Origin of the sequence: Salinicola sp. RZ23, from assembly GCF_003206675.1 — a bacterium.
Taxonomy (GTDB): Bacteria; Pseudomonadota; Gammaproteobacteria; order Pseudomonadales; family Halomonadaceae; genus Salinicola; species Salinicola endophyticus.
Genome location: NZ_PZJK01000004.1, coordinates 92,698 through 111,567, shown reverse-complemented (window position 1 = coordinate 111,567; position 18,870 = coordinate 92,698). Strand labels below are relative to the sequence as shown.

The 18,870-nt window shown below is 57.0% G+C and carries 15 protein-coding genes; 11 read left to right on the top strand and 4 right to left on the bottom strand.

Annotated elements, in window-relative coordinates:
- Positions 1 to 442: 442 nt before the first annotated feature.
- The gene (locus tag DOM67_RS19740) at positions 443 to 1,417 is read right to left on the bottom strand and encodes a hypothetical protein (protein ID WP_157958781.1); all 975 of its coding nucleotides are present in this window, start codon (positions 1,415 to 1,417) and stop codon (positions 443 to 445) included.
- A gap of 178 nt (positions 1,418 to 1,595) precedes the next feature.
- Between DOM67_RS19740 and DOM67_RS20060 the strand changes: the two genes are divergently transcribed.
- Positions 1,596 to 1,766 carry a thioredoxin fold domain-containing protein gene (locus DOM67_RS20060; RefSeq protein WP_280951032.1) on the top strand — a complete coding sequence of 57 codons (171 nt, stop codon included), beginning with the start codon at positions 1,596 to 1,598 and terminating at the stop codon, positions 1,764 to 1,766.
- A gap of 30 nt (positions 1,767 to 1,796) precedes the next feature.
- Here the strand turns inward: DOM67_RS20060 and DOM67_RS03270 are convergent, their stop codons facing one another.
- Entirely contained in the window at positions 1,797 to 2,219 is a 423-nt protein-coding gene (locus tag DOM67_RS03270) for a hypothetical protein (RefSeq protein ID WP_110674245.1), read from the bottom strand.
- Between the two features lie 152 nt (positions 2,220 to 2,371).
- Here DOM67_RS03270 and DOM67_RS03265 point away from each other — a divergent pair, with 152 nt between their 5' ends.
- The 5 genes from DOM67_RS03265 to DOM67_RS03245 are packed head-to-tail and all read left to right on the top strand — an operon-like array spanning position 2,372 to position 7,063.
- Positions 2,372 to 2,791, top strand: coding sequence for a TIGR03757 family integrating conjugative element protein (locus tag DOM67_RS03265; RefSeq protein WP_110674244.1), 420 nt, complete (start codon positions 2,372 to 2,374; stop codon positions 2,789 to 2,791).
- Positions 2,788 to 3,741, top strand: a complete 954-nt coding sequence (locus DOM67_RS03260; RefSeq protein ID WP_110674243.1) for a TIGR03756 family integrating conjugative element protein — start codon at positions 2,788 to 2,790, stop codon at positions 3,739 to 3,741. Before DOM67_RS03265 ends, DOM67_RS03260 begins: the two co-directional genes overlap by 4 nt.
- 4 nt (positions 3,742 to 3,745) lie before the next feature.
- Positions 3,746 to 5,182, top strand: coding sequence for a hypothetical protein (locus DOM67_RS03255; RefSeq protein WP_110674242.1), 1,437 nt, complete (start codon positions 3,746 to 3,748; stop codon positions 5,180 to 5,182).
- 11 nt (positions 5,183 to 5,193) lie between these two features.
- Positions 5,194 to 5,547 (top strand): hypothetical protein, encoded by a 354-nt coding sequence (locus DOM67_RS03250; RefSeq protein WP_110674241.1) that lies wholly within the window; start codon positions 5,194 to 5,196, stop codon positions 5,545 to 5,547.
- A 1-nt stretch (position 5,548) separates the two neighbouring features.
- Positions 5,549 to 7,063, top strand: coding sequence for a conjugal transfer protein TraG N-terminal domain-containing protein (locus tag DOM67_RS03245; protein WP_110674240.1), 1,515 nt, complete (start codon positions 5,549 to 5,551; stop codon positions 7,061 to 7,063).
- A gap of 45 nt (positions 7,064 to 7,108) precedes the next feature.
- Here the strand turns inward: DOM67_RS03245 and DOM67_RS03240 are convergent, their stop codons facing one another.
- Positions 7,109 to 7,417, bottom strand: coding sequence for a hypothetical protein (locus tag DOM67_RS03240; RefSeq protein ID WP_110674239.1), 309 nt, complete (start codon positions 7,415 to 7,417; stop codon positions 7,109 to 7,111).
- Positions 7,418 to 7,671: 254 nt separating this feature from the next.
- On the opposite strand from DOM67_RS03240, the gene DOM67_RS03235 reads away from it, so the two are divergent.
- The 5 genes from DOM67_RS03235 (at position 7,672) to DOM67_RS03215 (ending at position 16,997) form a co-directional block, all read left to right on the top strand.
- Positions 7,672 to 8,073, top strand: a complete 402-nt coding sequence (locus tag DOM67_RS03235) for an antitoxin Xre-like helix-turn-helix domain-containing protein (RefSeq protein ID WP_110674346.1) — start codon at positions 7,672 to 7,674, stop codon at positions 8,071 to 8,073.
- Positions 8,067 to 8,759: an RES family NAD+ phosphorylase gene (locus DOM67_RS03230; RefSeq protein WP_110674238.1), complete on the top strand. Its 693-nt coding sequence runs from the start codon at positions 8,067 to 8,069 to the stop codon at positions 8,757 to 8,759. The genes DOM67_RS03235 and DOM67_RS03230 overlap by 7 nt, the downstream gene beginning before the upstream one ends.
- 415 nt (positions 8,760 to 9,174) lie before the next feature.
- Positions 9,175 to 15,435 carry an AVAST type 3 anti-phage nuclease/ATPase Avs3a gene (gene avs3a / locus DOM67_RS03225; protein WP_110674237.1) on the top strand — a complete coding sequence of 2,087 codons (6,261 nt, stop codon included), beginning with the start codon at positions 9,175 to 9,177 and terminating at the stop codon, positions 15,433 to 15,435.
- Entirely contained in the window at positions 15,413 to 16,093 is a 681-nt protein-coding gene (gene avs3b / locus DOM67_RS03220) for an AVAST type 3 anti-phage proein Avs3b (RefSeq protein ID WP_110674236.1), read from the top strand. The genes avs3a and avs3b overlap by 23 nt, the downstream gene beginning before the upstream one ends.
- A gap of 79 nt (positions 16,094 to 16,172) precedes the next feature.
- Positions 16,173 to 16,997, top strand: a complete 825-nt coding sequence (locus tag DOM67_RS03215) for an IS3 family transposase (RefSeq protein ID WP_232825118.1) — start codon at positions 16,173 to 16,175, stop codon at positions 16,995 to 16,997.
- A 98-nt stretch (positions 16,998 to 17,095) separates the two neighbouring features.
- Here the strand turns inward: DOM67_RS03215 and DOM67_RS03210 are convergent, their stop codons facing one another.
- Positions 17,096 to 18,847 carry a hypothetical protein gene (locus DOM67_RS03210; protein WP_110674235.1) on the bottom strand — a complete coding sequence of 584 codons (1,752 nt, stop codon included), beginning with the start codon at positions 18,845 to 18,847 and terminating at the stop codon, positions 17,096 to 17,098.
- Between the last annotated feature and the right edge of the window lie 23 nt (positions 18,848 to 18,870).

Here is an 18,870-nt window from a genome sequence, read left to right as displayed (position 1 = left end):
CCGGCGACGATGAACCAGCTACATTTTTGCGGCTATGGCTTGAAGGGGACTGGGATGCCCTCGGTAGAGAATGGCCTGAGTATTCGATTCCCGTTGAGCTGAGGCACCCTGAGCGGCCTGACCATCCCTCAATCCATGCTTGCTCGAGTGGGGCTGTTCAAAGCTCGTCGTCTCTGGATACCTGGTTGGCTAGTCAGCGCGAGATCATGGATAACGAGGGGCCTTTCCATATTGGGCACCTGTGGACCTATCGTGCCAGTGAGCAGTATGTGGCTCTCGACCTGATCGCAGCAAATCAAGAGCTTGGATTGACGATTGCGATCACCGGCCGTCTAAGGCTCCCTGAGTCCATTCATAGCGACCCGTTCATTGAGACTGTCGATGCCGTTGATGCCTACTACCTTTCCTCTCTAATTGCACATGAACTGAATATACCGCTCAGCTATGGTTCTTTGTCGGGGCCTCTCAGTAGAGAAAGACTCTTGAGGTCGTCCACGACCAAAGAGAAAGACTCGTGCTTATCGCTAAAGGTCAAATGGCCCAGCGCATAGATGGTAAAATAGCGGCGCTTTTCGGGTTCTTTCAGGATCTCTTCGAAATAGTTACGATGTCGGGCTGCCTCCACAAGGCTTGGGGAAATGTACAACGTGACTGGGTAACGTCCAATTTCCACCCCCTCCTTGTAATGCTTGAGTTTGTCGTAAAATTCGAATTTAACGCCTTTTCCAAAGCGATGGATAAATCTCGCTCCCCCGAAAATGACTCTCTGGTCGGTCTCAAGCGAGCAGTAACGGATAGCCTTGAAATAGTCCACTAGGCGCATGCGACCGACACCGACAACCTGAAGTTGTAGTGAACGAAGCTCCTCGGAAGACAGCCGCTTCAGAGCCTGTCGGTACGAGGTGACGAGTCGATCCAATACCGTTGTTGAGCGCATTCCTGGCTCGTTGTGCCGTTCGCCTGGATTTCGGGAATTAGGTGGCTGGGATGTCACAGATGACACATCCTTGCCATCACCGTTACCTGCTTGATCCTTGGCTCCCTTAGCGCTGGGTGGCGTAAACCTTTCAATGAAGTCGCTTATCTTGGCCTTGGCAGCCCTTTGGAGGAACTCTTCTTCCGGCTCATCGTCCCCCTGGATGGGAGTGATTGCCTCGGTCTCCCATGGGCAGCCGGGGGCATGGGTGTCCCGAGACTTACGAAAGTGAGGATCCTTGTAAACCTCGGTGTCTTCCAGTGGGCGGTGATCATTCACGCCAAATACCCGTACACCTGCCTGACGACAGTCTAGGTTCGTGCAGAGGTAGTTGAACCGATTACGCTTTGCCGCACTCAAGGAGAGGAATTCGAATCGCGCCTCGTCAACAGTGACGATACGATCAAGCTCTAAACAGAAGGCATGGGTGATGGTCGTCACGGAGATCTAGCGCCGATATGGATTCACGGAAAACCCTATCGCATCCATTGAACATTCTCCACTGCTCGTCAAACGGGGAAGTAGCGTGGGCTGATAACGCACGTAGGTAGCTTTCATGTTCTGAATCCGTTGGGTAGCCAGTGTCTCCGCCAACTATCGCGTCTTCCAGGGCGCGACGTTGACGGACCAGCCCACACAGCGTTGCCAGACTGCCGTCGATGATGGTTTGCAGCTGGGGCAGCGCTTTGGGGTCAAGGGGACGCCCACTATAGTGCTGCCCGATGGCGAGATGGGCGAGGGCTACGTACCCGCGGACCAGTTGATTCAGGCAGTCAGCAGTGCTAACTGATAGGTTGCGACCGGCGCTATGACAATGTCCTTATAGTGCCGCTTTCAAGTTGATTGCCATATTTACAAAACTCGCTAGAACTAAGATTTCAGTGACTACCAGTGTTACCATCCCTGTTATTATGTATTTTGGGTTTTTCCTGAGATCCTGGCAGAAATTTATGAGCCAGCCCGGTGTTTTCGCCGGCCTTGCCTCGAAGTGCGGTTTTAAGGTTTCAGGCACCGGGTTCGGTATAGTCTGCTTTACAAATCTGTAGCTATTTACAAGCATTCCGATAAGGGCGAGAGTGAAAGTTATGGCTGCGGGGACGGTGAAGAGGTATTGAGGGGCCTGGATTAACGCCAATAATCCCATGGCCATGAGGATCGACGTGCTCAGGAAATTGTTCAGGAATGGCAGTAATCCATCAAAAAAACCTTCGAGAGAGATAATCGGGCGTTTGAGTTTCGGCATGAGGGACCTCGCAGCTTCATTAGGTGGTCTAGCTAAAGGGCTCAGGGAGAGTCGCCGCGAAAAAACCTATCAGATGCGTTTAACGTTCTCTACTGCCCGGCCGACAGGGACGCGGTACACCTGACGGCTGATACCGCCGTGGAGACCTGTCCATGTTCTGCGTCTGTCGGCCAAGCGCCGCGCTACTGTTACTCTTCCTGCTCGTCTGGAGCCATGCCGCCATCGCCGGCGTCGAGGTGTTCACCACCGCTGACGAGCCGGTCGTCAATGTCCCAAGCGACGCGGCCGTCATCGAACTCGACGCCCCCGCGCGACTGGATGCCCGCATCTCGCAAGATCTGCCGGCGGACCCGAGGCGGGCTGAGCAAATCCTCAAGGCACGCATGAGCAAGCCGGCGTGGCAGCAGACCCTGCAGCAGTACGGCCAGCTCTATCAGGGGCTGGCTCGTGCCTGGATGCTGGGCGTCGAGAAGTTGCCCGCGGTGGTCGTCGACAGCCGCTATGTGGTGTACGGGCAAGCCGATGTGGGCGCGGCACTGCAGGAGATCCGGCAGGCGAGGGCAGGGCAGTGAGCCGGGGACTGAAAGCCTTCGCGGTTGGTGTCGCGCTCGCGCTGTTCGTCGGGCTGGCCAGCCTGGCACAGGCGCCGCGGGCCGAGGCCATCACCACCCCCGAGATCATGGCCTCCTCACTCAGTCCCTCGTGCCTGGACTATAAGGTGATCGGCATCTGCGCCTGGCTCCATTGCTCGTTCTGGGGCTGTACCGTGCGCACGTCGATTCGTGTCAAACACTACATCCCGGAGCTGGTTGTCAGCAGCTACGAGAACACCGGCGACAATCCCTGGCGGGAGATCGCGCTACTCTCTCCGCCGCTGGGGAAAGCGCTGGGCGGCGGCTCAAGTCACGAGAACATCGCACCGCAGCATCTCAATACTCACTTCAAGAATGTCGACGCCATCGGACATCCCTCGAAGCTGTTCTACGAATTCGCCGGCGGCTTCGGCTTCATGTGCCACAGCAAAGCAGTGCCGTTCAATCCCTACTTCATCTCGACTCTGGATGCGCTGGCGTGGCGCTCGGGCGTGCCCGAGATGGCCTATCCCGAGGCGCTGGTGCCGGGGATGCGTGAGATGGGGGGGGCCGGGGATCTGTGGAGCCCGATCTATCCGCGCAGCGGGTTCGTCTCCCAGACCCACGACTACAAGGTCGCCGCGACGACGGCGCAGCGCGCCGCGGACATCGTGACGCGCTCTGGCCAGCCACACGTCTATCAATCGCTGGTCGCGCCTCAGTCGCCAAGCAGGGGCATTTGGGGGCCGGATCCGGTGAAGGAGGGGGAGCGCTCGACACATCGTTGGCAGCGCCTACAGCCGAACCGCTCCATGTCTTGCTCGATCTTCCCCGACGGCGGGCAGAACGCTGCCCTGCAGCAGCCCGGTGACTACGTGTGGGCGCTCTGGCGGCCCTATCGCTGCTGCAAGCGTCGGGGCCAGAAGCTGCTCTATTTCACCGGAGGCTAGCCCTATGAAGCCCACCGTATTAACCCTGACACTCTCGGTGATGCTGGCTTTGCCGCTGGCCGCACAGGCGCAGTCCGCAGACAGCCTGTATTACGACATTGGTGGCGCCTCGCCTTTTGGCGCCTCGGCGGGGCTGAGCCATAGCCCGCGTCTGACCGGGCTGGGCGTGCGCTGGAACGTCGACGCCACCTGCGGCAACTTCGATCTGGGCGCCACCGTCAGCAACCAGCTCAACGGCGTCACTCAGGGCTTCCAGAACATGATGAGTCGGGTGGTCTCCAACGCCACCGGTGCGGTCGCCAGCCTGCCGGCGATGATCATCCAGCGCTCCAACCCCGCCCTCTACGACCTGCTGACCAATGGGGTCATGCAGGGCCGGCTCGACTTCGACAAATCGAAGCTCTCCTGCCAGCGCATGTCCGAGCAACTAGCCGATGCCACCCTCGGTGGGCGCATGCAGCAGGCCGCCGTTGCCGAAAACTGGAAGGACATCGCTGCCCGCAACACCGATGCGGTGTCCGCCGAAGCGCAGGCGGAGCGCCAAGCCGGCAACGCCGGCCGCACCTGGGTCGGTGGTCAGAAGCGCGGGGGCAGTGGCCAGGCCCCGATGCGGGTCGTCGAAGACACCACCACGGCCGGCTACAACCTGCTCTACGGGCGCTCGGACCCCACCAGCGAGGCGCCGGTCTCCGGCGGCGGTGGCGGTTGGGGCTCGGTGGCCACCTCCAGTGGGGACTGGGTTGGCGGCGGTGGCATCGCCGGCGGCTCCGGCGGAACGGGTGGCGGTATCGGCGGTAGCGGCCGTGACTGCCAGGGCGGCATGTGTACGGTCTGGGGCAGTCCCAAGGAGGCCGCCGAGTGGACCCGCAAGGTGGTGGGCGACACCGAGCTTCGCTCCTGCGAGGGGTGCGAGAAGACCGAGTCGATTGCCGGTACCGGCCTTATCCGCGAACTCGAGACGGAGCAGAACAAGATCCACCAATCGTTGGTGGAGATGATCAACGGCGGCGTGATCACCCCGGCCAAACTCAATGACGTTTCGGCGGGGAACGGTCTCGCCGTTTCCCGCGGCGTCATCGAAGCGCTGCGCACCGATCCCCAGGCGCCGCTGCTGGCCCAGCGTCTGGCCAGCGAGATGGCGCTGGCACGCACCCTGACCAAAGCCATGTGGGCGCGCCGCGCGCTGATCGCGGGGACCAGCGACCCTGGCATCGAGAACAACGCTGAGGGGATGAGTGCTCTCGATCGCAAGATCGACGCCTTCAACCGGGATATCGAGCTGCTGCAGAGCGAGATGGATATTCGCAAATCGCTGGCCAGCAATGCAGCCAGCTCGGCGCTGCATCGCGCTGCTATCCGCGCGGCGGGATCCGTCCAGGACGAGTACACCTCACCACGCAGCCAGCTCGATGCAAATGGCGCCCCCGTCGACAGCAACTAAGGGAACCACCGATGAACTTTCTCAAGCGCCACCCCCTGCTGATGGGGCTGTTGGGCCTCGTGGCGTCGTTTGTGCTCGCTGGCATCATCGCCTCGATCGGGGCGCGTCTGTTCGGCGGGATGCAAGAGTACCGTGCCGCCCTGGGGGAGAACCGCGACGTCATGCTGCTGTGGAGAGCCGTGCTTTACGGCGCGGTAGCCTGTTTCTGGATCCGCTACGGCCGCCCGCGCGTGCTGCGCAGCGTCGCCGACGACAAGGATGGCGGCGCGCAGGCGCGCCTGCTGCTGCGCAAGCTCGAGCGCATGGTGCTGATCGCCCTGGGGCTGATCGAAACCTACAACCTGATCACCTGGTGGGGGGCCTGACATGGCGACGTTCGTGGTGAATGACTACATGGAGGGCACACTGATCACCCTCGGGTGGATCATCAACAACGGCATCTGGGAGACGCTATCCTCGACTGGGGTCGCGTCGGCGCCGTTCATCGCGCTGGTCGCCGGCGAATGGTTCCGAGCGCGTCAGGAGGGCGACGACGAGGGGAACAAGGGGGTGCTGTCCCTGAATCGCATCGAGTCGCGCCTCTACGCCATGATCCTGGTGCTCGTGTTCACCTGCGTGCCTGTCTTCACCTTCGGCGTGAACCCGGTGAATGTGAGCAAAGAACATGCGGACCAGTGCGGGACGGTCATGCTGTCATCGGGCAAGTGGGGGGAGTCGACGATGACCGCGATCGATGGGCAGCAAGCGCGCGTGCCCATGTGGTGGGCGATCACACATGCCATCTCGAAGGGGATCACCAACGCCGCGGTGTCGAAGATCCCTTGCTCGACTGACTACCAGTCGGTCAGGACAGCGCTGGATCTCAGCTCGATCACCGATCCCGGGCTCCAGCGCGAAGTGGGGGAGTTCCAGCTGGCCTGCTTCGGCCCCTCGCGCAACAAGCTGTTCCAGACGGGCGCGAGCCTGACGCCCACGGAAAGCCAAGACGTGGACTGGATCGGGTCCAAGTTCTTCCTCAACACGCCCGGCTATTACGACAGCTTCTACTCGAATCGGCCCATGCCCGGCTTCCCGTACCAGGCCGCCCGGGACAGCGCGCGCCCGAGCACCGGCCCCGGCCGCCCCGGCTACCCAACCTGCAAGGAGTGGTGGAGTGATGGCACAGCGGGTCTCAAAGCGCGGCTCAAAGCCCAGGTCAAGCCATCCTTCTGGGCACGCGTGCAGAGCGTCTTCCCGTCAACGCCCAACGCCGACGACTACATGATCCGTCGTATGGTCAGCCCGCGCTCTGGCGCAGCGAACGGCAACACGGATCAGGCCTCGATTGGCTACCGCAACCTCGACGGCAGCTTGGACACAGCCATCGCTTCTGTATTGGGGTTGTTCGGCAACGCGGTTTCCGTCGTGCCTTTTCGGGCCGGCATGGACAGCCTCAGGCAGTCCCTGCCGATGATCCAGGGCATGATGCTGATGGCGATTATCATCTGCCTACCCTTCGTCTCAGTGGCCTCCGCCTACTCCATGAAGGTCGCCGGACTCGCCACGTTCGGGCTTTTCGGCGTGTTCTTCCTCACGTTCTGGTGGGAGCTGGCCCGATGGCTGGACGACCACCTGATTGCCCTGCTGTACAGCAGCGATGCGGCAAAATTGAGTTGGGTGGCGCAAGTCGAGAACGGTAACGACAAGATCGTCTTGATGTTCGTCAACGGGATGATGTTTTTCGTGCTTCCCACGATCTGGATTGGGGCGATGAGTTGGGCTGGAGCAGGGGCGGGCAGTGCGATATCTACCGGAATCGATAAATCAGGGAAAAATATCCAAGGAGCTGGTCAGAAAGGCGGTGACGTTGCTCAAAAAGGTTCATCGGGAGGGAAGTTGTAATCAGTTAAGCTCTCCGGGCTGCGCAGAATATAATGCTGATACAGCTCAGTCGCTGATTTTATAGCCACCCATATAATCGCCATATCCTTCAGGTCCATGGTGATAGCCATCGGGAACGCTCTGCCAAGTCTCGTCTGAATCGCTTTGGGCTGCACTAGTATTTTCAGGCAGGGCGTCCCAGACATTCTTGCCTGCCTCGGCAGAAGCCTGACCCAGCGTACGCAGTAGCCCTTGGGACTCGTTGGTGCCGAACAGCAGCGCCGACGAGAAGGCGACGGAGCCTTTCATCGTCTTGCGGGCCGCTTTCTTGGCGGATTGGCGACGCTCTTCGGTAAAGAGACTGGAGAGCTTCATGGGGGATCTCCCATGCACTGTTACGGAGTGTGACTTCAGATTACCCCGGGTAGTGCTGAACGGCAAGGCTTAATCGGTCTCGGTCGCAATGTCAACCGGTAGTGCTGTGGCAGGCGGTTGATCCATCTCTAAGGGCGTTGCGATTCTATAGAGCCTCAATGTGTCCAGAGTTTCATGGTCCACGTCACGACTCTAGCATGTTGATCTGTAGACACGCCAGGTATATATTTGTGTCTACTGACCTGGAGGCGATCATGACAGCCGTAGAAAAGTTGGCCGATGACAAAGCACGCAACACTGCTGGATTACGCGCTGCGGTGAAGATCTTGGAGAAGTGGGGGGCCACCCAGGATCAGGGAACAGAGGTCCTACGTGTCTCTCGCAGCACCTACAATCGCGCCAAGCGTGGCGATCAGGAATGGCAGGTCAACGTCGATCCCGACCAGCTGACGCGGATCAGCCTCGTGCTGAACATCCACGCTGCGCTGAGGACACTGTTCGAGAACCCAGCCAACGTCTATGGCTTCGTGAACATGCCCAACCATAACCCTGGCTTCAACGGCCTCACGCCTTTGGAATCGATGACTCGGGCCGGGCTCCCGGGCCTGTATGAGACTTTCAAGCGCATCGACGGGCTGCGGGGCGCCCAGTGGTAAGCCTTGAGGAGATACCTCGGCTGCCTGAAGAGACTCGCCGAGCGCATCGACTGATCAACTCCAAGTTTCCTCCGATCAGCCTGTTCGATGACGTGGCCGACGAGAGAGAGTTCGACGCGCTGCATCAGCTCCAGGCGCTCACCAATCCTCGGCTGCTGACTGAGGCAGGCGACCTCGGACTCATCGACCGGGCAGACATTCCATTCGGCATAACGGGCTGCTCCTACGCGGTTGCGCCCTTCACCCACCTCAATACCAGCGGCTCGCGATTCAGCGATGGAAGCTTTGGGGTGCTGTACCTGGCTGATTGCCTGGATACGGCCATCGCCGAAGTTCGCTACCACCAGGAGGCTTATTGGCAAAACGTCCCTGATCTGGGCTTTGATCGTTTCGTGTTCCGTGAGCTGATCTCCGAGTTCTCTGAGGCCAATCTTCTGGACCTCTGTCAGTTACCGCTGGACGATCCCATTTTTGCCCCGGACGACTATACCGCCAGTCGTGCGCTGGGCGCCGCGGCCAGCGACCAGAAGATGCCTGGCATGAGGTATCCATCCGTTAGGCAGCAGGGTGCGGTGTGCTGGGGACTTATGACCCCGCGACTTGTTCACTCGATGGTACAGTCCTCCCATCTTGAGATGATCTGGAACCAGGGGGTCACCGCGGTCAATGTTGTGAGCCAGCCCTGAACGATTATCCCTCCGAGGGAAAGGGGTAAATGGCCAGGCCAAAAGGGATGAAGGGAAGGGGAAGTAAGGGGAAGGGGGTTATCCGGTTGGAAGACCAGGGAAACCCCAAAGGGCCGGGCGAGAGAAAGGGCAAAAGGGGAGCACCTCCGGTACTAGTCGCTGAATGCGTTCTAGTTTGGACTCGCCGGATGACTTAGGTTTCCCTGCTTAGTCAGCTTTCGGCTTAGAGCGGACGTTCGCTTGGTGCAGTTCAATTTCTTTTTTGCAGTGGGAGTGGGCCTTCATTCTGCTAAATTCGATGCCTCTAGAACGGCTCCACAGTGTTTGAAGTTTAGAGCTGGCCGGCGATAGATCCTCAAGGACACCTTGGGCCTGTAAACTCCGTCAGCTGCGGATGCAGTGAGTGCAGATAAATATGGCAAAGCAAGGTTCTGTAGGACCCTCCAGGAGCGGTGATCAGTTCCACTATCAATGGGCTGCCCGGCAGTGCCTCGGGCTGCTTACCGGCGAAGATGGCCTAGTGGCGGTGGCGATCGAAGGAGCGTCACTGGACGAGGGGGATATATCTACGAGCGTCGGCGACGAGGTCATTGACGTCGGCTTGTACTACGGGAGCGAGGAAGTTACAGCAGCAACGTCCATCCGCTATGTGCAGCTCAAACACTCGTCCAGGCAAGCGCACACCCCGTGGAGGGCAAGCGGCCTCAAAGGAACCATCGAACGCTTCGCTGGGCGTTTCAAGGAGCTGGAATCATCGCTTGGCCTGGACATCCTGGCTAATAAGATTCGGTTCGTCTTTCTGACGAACAGGCCTATGGACGGAGCTGTTCTTGAAGCGTTGGCGGATCTCGCCGTGGGGTCAACAGCGCCGCGGCACCGCGAGATTGACGAATTGCTGAAACGGTACGCGGCTTCAGCTAGCAACAATGTACAGAGCTTCTTCGCCGCCTTCTCGGTTGAAGCTGGTGAGCCGGATCTATGGGAACAGCGCAACCTTCTGAGTCAGGATCTGAGCGCATACTTGTCCGAGCCGGACACCGAGGCTGCGCTCCAACTGAAGGAACTGGTTACCCGCCGGGCAACCGATGAGGGAGCGAAGAACCGCTCCGTTCGCCTCTACGACGTACTCCGCGCACTGCGAGTGTCCGAAATCGACTTACTGCCGGCGCCCTCGTTGATCTCGGAACCGAAACAGGTGCTTCCACGAGAGCAGCAGGCAGGTATCCTGGCGACGCTGCTCTCCGCACAACGCCCGGTGGTCATCCATGCAGACGGTGGCGTAGGCAAGTCGACTCTTTCTGCTCACCTGGCCCGTGCCATGCCTGCTGGATCGGTGGCAGTTCTGTACGACTGCTTCGGTGACGGGACTTATCGCCAATCTTTAAAGTATCGTCATCGTTACCGCGATGCCCTCGTTCAGATCGCGAACGAGCTCTCAGGGCAGCAGCTTTGCCTGCCGTTGATTCCGTCCGGTGGCACGGATCCGAAGCAGTTCATGCGAGCCTTTGTATCTCGGCTCAAGCAAGCCATTGATATTCTTAGAGCCCGCACGCCTCAGGCGAGCCTTTGCATCATCGTCGACGCTGCCGACAACGCTTACATGGCGGCTCATGATATTGGTGAGCATGCCTTTGTCCGTGACTTGATCAGCACGGACATGCCCGACGGAGTGAGGTTGGCATTCACATGCCGATCACACCGGCGGGATTACCTAGGAGCTCCGCTGGATGCCATAGTGATCAAGCTAGAGCCGTTCTCCAAAGCTGAGACTGCCACGCACCTACGGATGCACTATCCAGAGGCAACAAACCCGGAGGCTGCGGATTTTGCTTATCTAAGTAGCGATAACCCGCGCGTTCAAGCGCTGGCGATGGAGGGAACTCCACCCATCGGCGACATGCTGAGGGCTCTGGGGCCAACTCCGATGACGGTTCAAAGCGCGATTGGAGGCTTGCTGACCAAAGCCATCGATAGGCTGAAAGCCGAATGGGGCCCGACAGAAGCGAATCAGATAGACCTCATCTGCAAGGGCCTGGCGGTGCTCCGGCCCTTGGTACCCATTTCCATCTTGGCGCAGATCGCCGGCGTTCCTGAGAGCGCCGTCCGTACGTTTGCTACTGAGTTTGGGCGACCGCTCTTTGTGAAGGACTCAGGTCTGCACTTCATGGACGAACCGGCAGAGACCTGGTTCAACGAGACGTTCAAGCCCGATGCGGCTTCGCTTGATGCGTTTCTTGCAAAACTGAAGCCCCTTGCGGCGACCAGTGCATATGTGGCGGCGGCGCTGCCGCAGTTGCTACTGTCTGCCGACCGGATGGACGAGCTGATTGCGCTGGCGCTCTCGAATGAGAGCTTGCCAGAGCTCAACCCTCTGGAGCGACGAGACGTCGAGCTGCAACGAATGATGTTCGCGCTCCGAGCGTGCTTGCAGCAGGGGCAGCATGTTGCCGCCGCTAAGCTCGCGCTGAAGCTCGGCGGTGAGGTAGCTGGCGAGACTCGCCAGAACACGCTCATCCAGCAAAATACTGACATCGCCAGTGTTCTGCTAGCGCCAGATCGCATCGAAGAAATGGTCTCCAGACGAACGTTCGGCGGTGGATTTCTTGGCTCACATCACGCCTATGAGGCTGTACTGCTCGCCGGAAGCGATGACCTTATCCCTGAGGCGAGAAGCAGGTTGCGCATGGCCTGGGAGTCATTGGTCGCTTGGAGCCACCTGCCAACCAAGTGCCGCAAAGAGGATGAGATCGATGTCGCCGATATCGCCGAGCTTGCTATTGGTGTCCTGAGGTTGCGGGGATCTGCTGAGGCCGCGCAATTCCTAAAAGCATGGACTCCCAAGTCCACCGTACTGAGAGCCACGAAGGTCGTGGCCGCCCGGCTTGCGGACGTCGGTGACTTCAAGGGAATCGATGAACTTGCCGAGCACGCCGAGGGAGATGCCTGGATGCTGCTGGGATTGGCAACCGAAGCAGTCTGGGTCGCACATCTGTTGCCGGCGGAGCCGCTGCGCCATTTGATGGGCATCTTGGTCGACCCTAAGGTCAAGTTACCCGAGGAAGATCACTCATGGAGATCTAGGGGGAACGTACTAGGCGGAGTCCGGTCTGCAATTACTCTGGCCCTCAGATGCCTCCCGCGCGACGATGCGGCTTGGGCGGAGGTGTTGCGCCGTTATTTGCCAAAAGATCCGCCTCACCAATTCCATACCTTCGATGACGAGCGAGCAGAGTTTATTCGGGCCTACGCTTTAGAAGCCGCGCTTCGCGGAAAACGAATTGAGTTGATTGATCTGGCGCCCAAAGATGTTCGCCCTGAATTTGAGACGAAGGGATCTCCTGTTAAGAGCCAACAAGCGTCCCAGTTGCAGCAAATGACTGGTGGCGTCCTCCCCTGGTTCATCTTGGCCGCTGAGATTGCATGTGGTCGCCAGTCTCCTAACCTTGATGACGAAGTCGAGCTTGCGCTAAGACATACCAAATCTGCGTCGTCACGTGACTATTATCGAAACTTCAATTTGGATAAAGTTGTTGCCATCGAATGGGTACTGACCATTCGCGATGCTGGCTCCATCAAGCCCGCGCAGATCGACGCGCTTCTGAAGTGGGTCGACAACAACGACCGCATCTACCCGAGCACTCTCACGAGGATGTGCCACGTCGCTTCGCGAACAGCAGGGATGGGCGACCTCTCATTGCAGCTCAGCTCTAAGGCGTTCGATCATATCATCGCTTCGCGCAGCGATGCGGAGGCACAGGTTAACGATCTTCAGGAGCTAGCGCGCGCCATCTTTTGCGTAAGCAAGTCGGAAGCGGCTGCTTATTTCGACAAGGCGATCGAGATCGCTAGCAAGCTCGGAGAGGAACATCTCTATCGATGGACAACGTTCTTGGATCTCTCGCATCCCGCGCATCACCCGGGACAGGCTAAACCTAGGACCGCCTACCGACTGTCGCGTATTGCTGAGCTTACCTATGAGCACATGGCTCGAGACAAATACATGGACTGGGATCGGTTGGTCGAGAGTTTGGTCGGACTCTGTCCTTCATCTAGTCTCGCAATTCTCAGCCGTTGGCGGGATCGTGGGTTCGGCTTAGCTGGCGAGCTATTTCCCGTCGCCATATACAGTCTGATCGATCGAGGGCTCCTTCCAAAAAAGGCAGCGATAGCTATGAGTGGCACCGAGACGGGATGGGAGCGCGTCAGCGATATAAAAGCGGCCATTGACTCTGAATCCGACAACAATCGGAAAAGATCAATCCTTCAGATCGCCTACCGCTTCCTCCGAATTCAGACCCACAAGACATCCACCTGGCGCGAGCTCAAGGTTATGGCCGACTCCCTGTCGATATCGCTTCCAGATTTGGAAAGGCTGCTTAAGGCATCTGTGACCAAAGGAGCTGGTGAGTCAGTGACTGATACTCGCGTGTCCCAGACGGTTCCACGTAAAGAGGTGCAGAAGCCCGACTGGGATGCCATCTTCTGCAGCGTCGATCTCTGCGACTCAGCAGCGGTTGCCGCGGCACGGCGATCGCTTAAAAAGGTTGATGGTCGTTCATACGCTAGCGAGTTCAATGAGCAAGGCTTGCGGCGCGCGAAATTGTCGGAGATCGACGGATACCTCCGTGCGCTCCAGTTGGACGACGAGTTCAGTGTGTTCAGCTTCATGGACGTCATCAGGCACCTCCCCGAGGCGAGCAAGAAGCTTCTGTCCGTCCGCAACGAACTAAGGAAGGCAGCCCTCTTGCTGGCTGAAAGCGAACCCAACCGCGTGGGGCGCCGCGGTTGGGGCAGTAAGGGCCCGTTTGATTGTCTCTATTTAGAGGGCATCATCGTGGAGAAGGGTGTAGCGTCAGCTCGGATCAGCGGATACCTGTCGCAGTTCGACGGGCTTGATGCGAACGACTTGTTCCATCTAGTGGAGCCGCTCTCGCAACACCTGACCAGCGACGAGGCCGATGAGGTGTTGAACTTCGGCTTCGACCTGCTCGAAGAGATCCTTGAGGACAAAGACGGCGATGGACCTTGGAACGACTCGCTCGCACCGTCATCCTCTTGCGAGGAAGCCTTGGCTGGCTACTTATGGGCGGGTTTAGCCCGCCCATCCACTGCGGAACGCTGGGAGTATGCCCACTGCGTCCGCAACTGTCTTGAGCTCGACTGGCAATCCCTGCTGTCCGCGCTGGCTACTCGTGCATTGGGATCTGACCCGCAGCCATTTGTCGACAGTGGCCTGCTCTTTTATGAGTGGCACGCCCGTCAATGGCTCTGTATTGCCTTGGCACGAGGCGCCATGGACGTGCCAGGTGCCGTTATTCCTTTTCTTGCGTTTCTTGATTACTGCGTAAGGGAACAGCACGTCGTTATCCGACACTTTGCTTCGGATGCATTGAGACGCCTACATGAAGTCCATTCGTTGCCATCGGATTTGCTTGCCATTGCGAATTGCGCAAACCGGGCTGCTCTGCCCAAGGACGTCTACGATCATCGCGAGTACGAGATCGTTGATGACTATGGCACGGACGACGAAGGCCTGGACGAAGACGATAGATACTTTTTCGGCACTGACATCGGGCCCCACTGGTTCGCACCGTTGGGCGGCGTTTTCGGTTTGAATCAGCAGTCGATTGAACAACAAGCACGGTCAGTCTTGTGTGGGCGCATGTCGCTAGGACTTCACCGTCGCGTCGATGATCAACGTTACAGACGCGGGATTTTCCGAGGAGAAGACACAACCCACTCGCATGGAAGTATGCCTAGAGTGGAGGATTGCGTCGTCTACCAGTCCTATCACGCCATGATGTTTGTTGCTGGCCAACTCTTAGAGGCAAAGCCGGTGCGCTGTCACGCTGATGAGGAAGAAGATCCTTTCGACGATTGGTTGGATAGACAGTTGCTCACTCGCAGTGATGATCGGTGGCTTGCGGATCGACGCGATCCCGAGATCCTGAAGATCGCTGCATCGTCGACGGATTTATCGGATGACTCATGGTATTGGCAGGTCAATAGACAGTACCTGGATGATCAACTGACAACGGACGACGGCATGAGTGTCCTCTGGGGCCATTGGACGACCACCGATGCGATCAACTGTGAAACGGTGTCGGTAAGTTCTGTACTCGTTCCTTCTTGCCATGCGGATGCGTTTATAGCCGCAATGCAGACGAGCCCTAGTCCAGGAGCGATTTACCTTCCAAGCGCGGATGACATCGACCACCGGAATGATGTTAATGATCCAAAGCTGAGGCTACTTGGCTGGGTGAAGTCGAGTAGCGACTCGATGAACCTTGATGAATACGACCCGTGGGCTGGCGAGGTGGCTTACCCAGGCCCGCAGCCTTGTCAGGTAATTCTCAATGCCCTGAATGCGGTGACGGATCCAGACGCGCGATCGTGGACGCTACCGGATGGTGGCTGGGCGAGAAGCGAATCTTGGTCGCGCATTACAGGCTACAGGGAGAAACGCGACTTTCTGACCGGCACTCGGCTCAGCGCCGACAATAAGTTCATTCACGCGCTGTTGGGTGGGCATCCATACACATCTCTGGTCGTCTGCGTTAAGGTCCGCCGCAAGCCACCAAAACGCAAGAATGGCAAAGATGACTACTCCTTCTACAACTATCCCTATAACCGCTACTACCTGATTGGACACGATGGAATCACTCGATCGCTCTAAAGCCGTTATCGAGATCGGCAAGCGGATCGTTGCCGACTTGAAGCTCGGCGACGATGTTACTGCCCAATGGATGGCGCACCTCATCGCCGAGAAAATCTCCGCTGCTGAGGATGCGCCCGAAACAGCGCGAGATACTGCAGTGGCCGAGTGCGTGGATATGATCCAGAAACTCTGGGCACACCGTTACACATTGCCTCCGTACATGCGACCGTTAAGGGAGCTAGACCCGCTGCTGCGCACGCTTACTTCCCTTGGTGTGGATGAGATGGATGAATTCAGGTTTTTCTCGCGTCCGCCTAGCAGCGAAGAGCTTGAAGGTGCCACAGAGGAGGAGAAAGAGCTATTTGAGTTCGCGATCGGGATCGATCACGCAGCAAGGGAGCTAATCCGTTATGCACTCGGCGTTGCCGCCGAACGATCTATCAACGTGGTCAAACCATGGCTAGAGGAATCTGTAAAGGGCGGTCTGGAGGCAACCGTAGAGTTGCGGGTCTCAAGATTTGCTGAAGATTGCCTGCTGAAGAGTCAGAAAGAAACAAATAGTCAGGTCATGCTAGATCGCGCTGTTCGGCTGGAAAGTTTCGCAAAAGCCGCTTTATTTCTAGCCAGTGAAATGAGAGAGATGCTTCCGCACGATATCACGAAGTCGGATGACTGAGAAACAAGGCTCCGTGACCTAGCGAAACGGTCGACGTTGCCTAACCTAGTGAGAGATGCTGGAAAAATAAATAAAATTGGTGAACAACGGTTTATCGGTCTACCTTATTTATGAGGTTTCCGTCAGCAAGCTTTGCCGCTGGTTCGGCTTTCCACGACGCACTTGGTACTGCCGCTCCGTGAATTTCGGACGCAGGGTAAGGTCGGAACTAGCGGCGCCAATCAAGGCACTCATAGAGGAAGAGCCGTCCTTTGGCTACCGCACGGTGGCGCATCTGCTGGGTATGAACAAGAACACCGTCCAGCGCATCTTTCAGTTGTGTGGTTGGCAGGTGCGTAAACGGGCCGTGGGCTTTCGGCCCCGTATTCAAGCCTTACCTTCCGTCGCGATGGCTCCTGACCAGCGCTGGTCGAATGACCTCTGCCGAGTGTGGGGTGGGCGTGACGGATGGCTTACGCTGGCGCTGGTCATTGACTGCCATACCCGACAACTGCTGGGTTGGCACCTGTCCCGCTGCGGCAAGGCGAGCACGGCTGTCGGCGTCCTCGAACAGGCCTTGATCAGCCGCAACGGTTCACTGGGGCGAGTCTCCAAACCGTTTCTGCTGCGCTCCGACAATGGCCTGGTTTTCACGAGCCGACGCTACACGAGCTTGGTTCGTAGCTACGGCCTCAAGCAGGAATTCATTAAACCCCACTGCCCGCAGCAGAATGGCATGGTCGTGCACCTGATCCGAACCCTGAAAGAGCAGTGCGTGCATCGCCATCGCTTTGAGACGTTGCAGCATGCCATGCGCGTGATCGGGGACTGGGTCCAGTTTTACAATCACCGGCGCCCACATCTGGCGCTGGGTATGAAAACACCCGCTGAAGCGTATGCCAGTGCATGCCAATTAGCGGCCTGATCTGTGCTGGAACCGCTGGGTCATTACATTAATGCCGTGCTCTGTGGCAAACTTGTTGATAGCAGTGCCTTATAATTCGGGCGTCTGCGTGTTTTGCTTTACTGTTTTTCGAACAGTAACTTTCCAATCCACCAAATTGATAGGCCAACATTGGATATTAACTGCTCTCCCTGCCGCAAATATGAGTTGCTGTTGTCAATCCCCGCGAGCTTTAACGCATCCCCGATTTTCGAACTGGTAGGATGTGCATCACCTACTCGCATATCGTAAGCCCCCGCAATTGGGCCAAATACTTTACGAGCTTTTTCGGGCCCTACTTTTTGAGCCAGCACATCCTCAAAGAGTTTATTTGAACCCAATTTATCCCTGTTTGAATGCTTTGAAAGTTTACGAAGCTCGCGCACATCCAGCCTATCAGAAAAAATACGAACGAGTTCTTTTGCCAGCCGTAGAAGAGATGCCTGATCCTTGCTGGCGAAACGAGAGATGTGCTTCATAGCTTCTAAGCGGTTAATTTCATGTGTGAAAAGCGGAACGCCAAAGGATTCACGGAAACCGTTTTCAAGCATAGTTATCACCTCCAAAAGAAGCTCCTCTACAGCACGTGTAGATGCCGGTTGAGCTTTCACTTGTGAGTCCAACAGCTCACCTGATACCTTCCCATCTGGAACGACATTTTGTGCCGACCAGATATGCTGCTCCCATGCAGGAAGGCGAGCAATGTCATAAGCGTAGATGGTGATTAAATCTGAAGAGTTTATCCCAAAGTGAATCGAATGCCCGGAAGTCGATTTGATACTGCCAGTTTCTGCTGTATGCCACTCGAGCGAAAATCCACGTAGCTCAAGAAGCTCATTAACAATACTGGAACGAAACCAAAGCCATCTTCCAATATCTTCACTTTTTAATTCGGTAGACGGCAAACGAGTACCATCAGTTTCCACTATGAACTGAGGTAGATTGTTATCTGCATCCCCTCTCACGCGAGTGCTAGTCCTTTGGTGATCTATCCACTCGTCCCGCCAGAACTCCCCCTCCACTCGAACACCTTCATAACCACCATTGTATCCTTGGGAACTTTCATAATCAGTATTTTCGTTGGTTTCTGGCCCCATAATAGGTGCATCTTCGTCTTCGTCTACGTCGTTTCGCCAAGCGCGGAACATCGCCCAGCTTCCTCCAAAAACGTCGTTGATGTCGCGAATCAGTAGCTTATATCGACCGCCATCTCGCTCTTCTTGATAGTCTTTTAGACCTGCATAGTCGCTAGTTTCAAGAGAGGTTGTGTTTTCCACTCTCTGACGGTAGTAAGAGAGCCGTAACGCTAGGTTCCTAGCTGCCAAGTAATCAAGTAAGTATTCCCTCTTTATTTCTACGAGACGCTGCTCACCGTTCTCATCGAGAATCTCACGAGCGACAACTACAAAATTCTCCTCAGGCCTAACCCAATTGTCCCCTTCTTTAATAAGGTGAAGGGCTGCAACGAGGTCCGGATTCAATATCCATTGCCTTCCCCCGACAACTGGTAAATGCAGCTCTAGGACCAAGTGAACGCCTACCGGTTCTCTATCGTTATATTGATACTCATCAATAGTCGAGTAGAAGCCATCCTCGTATGCACAAGGGCCAATTGTGCTGCTAAGCCCGATGTCCTCCCAGCTTAATTCCTCAGCTATTTCACGATTTTCTGGAGAGAATGCAACGGACCCGCATCCAAAGAACTCGTTGCTGTAACCTATATTTTTAACGTTACCGTTCTCGTTCTCTACAGAAGCTCGCAAAGGTACCCAAGTCGATTTAGAAAATGTGCGACGGGTCTCCTTCTTTTGAAGAATCCAATCTTGATCCATCTGAGATTATTCTCCGTAGGCAT

Bases quoted from the DNA above. Each gene is read 5' to 3' on its own strand.
- avs3b (WP_110674236.1), top strand. From the start codon at position 15,413: ATGGAATCACTCGATCGCTCTAAAGCCGTTATCGAGATCGGCAAGCGG.
- DOM67_RS03265 (WP_110674244.1), top strand. From the start codon at position 2,372: ATGTTCTGCGTCTGTCGGCCAAGCGCCGCGCTACTGTTACTCTTCCTG.
- avs3a (WP_110674237.1), top strand. From the start codon at position 9,175: ATGGCAAAGCAAGGTTCTGTAGGACCCTCCAGGAGCGGTGATCAGTTC.
- DOM67_RS03250 (WP_110674241.1), top strand. From the start codon at position 5,194: ATGAACTTTCTCAAGCGCCACCCCCTGCTGATGGGGCTGTTGGGCCTC.
- DOM67_RS03270 (WP_110674245.1), bottom strand. From the start codon at position 2,219: ATGCCGAAACTCAAACGCCCGATTATCTCTCTCGAAGGTTTTTTTGAT.
- DOM67_RS03210 (WP_110674235.1), bottom strand. From the start codon at position 18,847: ATGGATCAAGATTGGATTCTTCAAAAGAAGGAGACCCGTCGCACATTT.
- DOM67_RS03240 (WP_110674239.1), bottom strand. From the start codon at position 7,417: ATGAAGCTCTCCAGTCTCTTTACCGAAGAGCGTCGCCAATCCGCCAAG.
- DOM67_RS03235 (WP_110674346.1), top strand. From the start codon at position 7,672: ATGACAGCCGTAGAAAAGTTGGCCGATGACAAAGCACGCAACACTGCT.
- DOM67_RS03255 (WP_110674242.1), top strand. From the start codon at position 3,746: ATGAAGCCCACCGTATTAACCCTGACACTCTCGGTGATGCTGGCTTTG.
- DOM67_RS03245 (WP_110674240.1), top strand. From the start codon at position 5,549: ATGGCGACGTTCGTGGTGAATGACTACATGGAGGGCACACTGATCACC.